3 protein-coding genes are annotated in these 2,730 nt (G+C 76.3%); 1 reads left to right on the forward strand and 2 read right to left on the reverse strand.

Features of this window, described 5'->3' with window-relative positions; translation table 11 throughout:
* Positions 1-138: 138 nt before the first annotated feature.
* The gene (locus ACFWEJ_RS28275; RefSeq protein WP_377232484.1) at positions 139-951 is read right to left on the reverse strand and encodes a TetR/AcrR family transcriptional regulator; all 813 of its coding nucleotides are present in this window, start codon (positions 949-951) and stop codon (positions 139-141) included.
* Between the two features lie 258 nt (positions 952-1,209).
* Between ACFWEJ_RS28275 and ACFWEJ_RS28280 the strand changes: the two genes are divergently transcribed.
* Entirely contained in the window at positions 1,210-2,013 is an 804-nt protein-coding gene (locus ACFWEJ_RS28280) for an SDR family NAD(P)-dependent oxidoreductase (RefSeq protein ID WP_377232485.1), read from the forward strand.
* Between the two features lie 130 nt (positions 2,014-2,143).
* Here ACFWEJ_RS28280 and ACFWEJ_RS28285 read toward each other — a convergent pair whose 3' ends face one another.
* Positions 2,144-2,566 (reverse strand): hypothetical protein, encoded by a 423-nt coding sequence (locus tag ACFWEJ_RS28285; RefSeq protein WP_377232486.1) that lies wholly within the window; start codon positions 2,564-2,566, stop codon positions 2,144-2,146.
* Positions 2,567-2,730: the final 164 nt, after the last annotated feature.

Below are 2,730 nucleotides of genomic sequence, written 5' to 3' on the forward strand. Positions count from 1 at the left end.
GCGATTGGGCCCGAAAACAGCCCCGTTTCGGGCCCAATCGCTGGGTAGAAGCGCACCTTCCGTTGCGGTGCGGTGCGGTGCGGGCGCGCCGGGCCGGGGCGGGATGGGGCGGGGCGGGGCGGGACAGGGCAGGGCGGGTCAGCGGGTTGCCTCGTGGACCAGGCTCTCGATCTCGGCGGTCAGCAGGGGGCCGCCGTCGAGTCCCATCGTGTCGAAACCGCCGACCAGCTCCAGCGACACCAGCCCGTGCACGCGGTACCAGGTGGACAGCGCCAGCCGCAGCGCGCCGGGTGCGGTCTCCGGCGGGGCGCCGAGCGTCCGGCCCCACCGGGACAGCTCCGCGTCGAGGCCTTGCCGCGCACCGGACTCTTGTCCCGCACCGGACTTTGGCCCCGCACCCGGTTCGCCGCCGTCGCGGCCCCCGCCGTCCGCGCCGCCGTCGCGGCCCCCGCCGTCACCGCCGTCCCCGCCGTCCCGGACGAGCTCTTGGAGGGCCGTGACCAGGGCGAGCATGCTCGCGGTGATCGGGCCCACGTGCTCCAGCGGGTCGACGGCGTCGCGCCGGCTGCCCGTGAAGAGCATCGCGTAGCGCCGCGGGTGGTCCAGGGCCCAGCGTCGCCACGCGTGCGCTATCGCCGCGACCCGCTCGGCGGCGGGCCGGTCCGACGCCGCACGCGCGGCGCCCTCGACGGCGGTGCCGAGGTCCGTGTACCCGGCCAGGACCAGGGCGTCGAGCAGCGCGTCGCGGGAAGCGAAGTAGTGGTACAGCGCCGGCGGCGTCATGCCCATCGCCTTGCTGACCGAAGCGATCGACAGGCCGTGCGCCCCGCCCGAGTCGACGAGCTCCAGCGCCCGCTCCACGATCTCGTCGACCGTCTGCCGCCGCAGGCGCTCGCGGCGGGTCAGGGTCCGCGGCGGTGCGGGCCGGGTGTCGACGTCGTCCACGGGCATGCCGCGAGCCTAGTGCCAACTCCTGGAGCCGATGCCCGGGAGCCGAAGCGCGGGGCATCGCGGGACGCGGCGTCCGGAGTGCGGCCCGGCTGCCCGGGAGACCGACCTGGCCGGCACCCGGAGCCGCTCCGCGACACACCCGGCGCCCGGCGTCGCACCGCGACACACCCGGCGCTCGCCTGGCACGATGACGCGCATGTCGACCGACTCCGTGCGCACCCACGCACCCACCCCGCCGCACACCCCGGACGGCACCCGATGAACCGGACCTGGTTCGTCACCGGCGCGGGCCGCGGGCTCGGCCGCGCGATCGTGGTCGCCGCCCTGGAGCGCGGCGACCGCGTAGCGGCGACGGCGCGGGACCTGGCCGCGCTCGACGACCTCGTGGCCGGGTACGGCGACGCCGTCGTGCCGCTGCGCCTCGACGTGACCGACCGAGACCAGGCCCGGGACGCGGTGCGGGCGGCGGCCCAGGCGCTCGGCCGCATCGACGTGGTGGTGAACAACGCGGGCTACGGCCTGTTCGGCACGGTCGAGGAGATCACGCCCGAGCAGCTGCGCGACCAGCTCGACGTCAACCTCTTCGGCGTGCTGCACGTGACCCAGGCGGCCCTGCCGGTGCTGCGCGCGCAGGGCAGCGGGCACGTGGTGCAGGTCTCCAGCTCCAGCGGGGTCGCGGCCTGGCCCGGGCTCGGCGGCTACAGCGCGTCGAAGTGGGCGCTCGAGGGGCTGTCGGAGGCGCTTGCCCAGGAGGTCGCGGGGTTTGGCGTCCGCGTCACGCTCGTCGAGCCGGGGCCTGTGGACACCGGGTGGCGCGACGAGTCCGGGGTGCACGCCGCCCACCTGCCCGCCTACGACCCGCTGCGCGCGGCCGCCTGGCACCCGCCGGGTTCGTCGTCCCCGGCCGACGTCGCCCGCGTGGTCCTCGCCGTGGTCGACGCCGACGAGCCGCCCCTGCGCATCCTGGTCGGCGACCTCGCCGTGGACGCCGTGCTGCCGATCACCGAGGAGCGAGTCGCCGCGTGGCGCCGCTGGGAGGACCTGGGACGTTCGGCGGGCTGACGGCGGAGTGGCCGGACGGTGGCGGCCGGACGGCGGGGGGCTAGCGGCGGCGGCCTGACGGCGGGGGCTGACGGTTGCGGCCTGACGGTAGCGGCCGGCGGACGGCGGCCCGGGCTGACCGCGGCGCGGGTCAGCGCGTGCGCCATCCCGGCAGCAGGCGGTCCAGGACGTCGGCCAGGGGCATGGACTCGCCGTCCTTCCCGCCCGCGCCGAGGATCAGGGGCGGACGGCGCGTCTCGGGGCGCATCCCGCGCAGGCGGTCGAGCAGGCCGATGGGCGCGGTGAGCACGTAGAAGTCGCCGTCAGTGCTGACCCCGGCGCTGCGGTCGACGCGCAGGTACCAGCCCTTGAGTCCGGTACGCGCCGTCCCGCGGCCGCCGTAGCCCTGGACCTGGAGGTCCTCGGGGGCGAGTCCGGCGGTGCGCGCGGCAGTTACGAACTCGCGCAGCATCGCCTCGGCCCGGGTGTGCTCGGCGTCCTGCCGCGCCTCCAGACGCTCCGCCTGCACCCGCACCGCCTCGGCGCGCTGCCGGGACCACTCGTCGTCACGCATGGGCGCAGTCTCGCACTTCCGGCGGGAATGGTGCTTCGGCGACGGTGCTTCGGCGACGGTGCTTCGACGGCGGCGGTCGCCCGAGCGATCGGCGCCGCGCAGCAGGGTCGGCAGTTTGCATCGCAGAGTCGGCAGTCTGCATCGAGGTCGGCACAGGCCTGTGC

The organism is Promicromonospora sp. NPDC060204 (assembly GCF_042728455.1).
In the GTDB taxonomy this organism is placed as follows: Bacteria; Actinomycetota; Actinomycetes; order Actinomycetales; family Cellulomonadaceae; genus Promicromonospora.

Coding starts and splice junctions, on each gene's coding strand:
- ACFWEJ_RS28275 (WP_377232484.1), bottom strand. CDS start 951: ATGCCCGTGGACGACGTCGACACCCGGCCCGCACCGCCGCGGACCCTG.
- ACFWEJ_RS28280 (WP_377232485.1), top strand. CDS start 1,210: ATGAACCGGACCTGGTTCGTCACCGGCGCGGGCCGCGGGCTCGGCCGC.
- ACFWEJ_RS28285 (WP_377232486.1), bottom strand. CDS start 2,566: ATGCGTGACGACGAGTGGTCCCGGCAGCGCGCCGAGGCGGTGCGGGTG.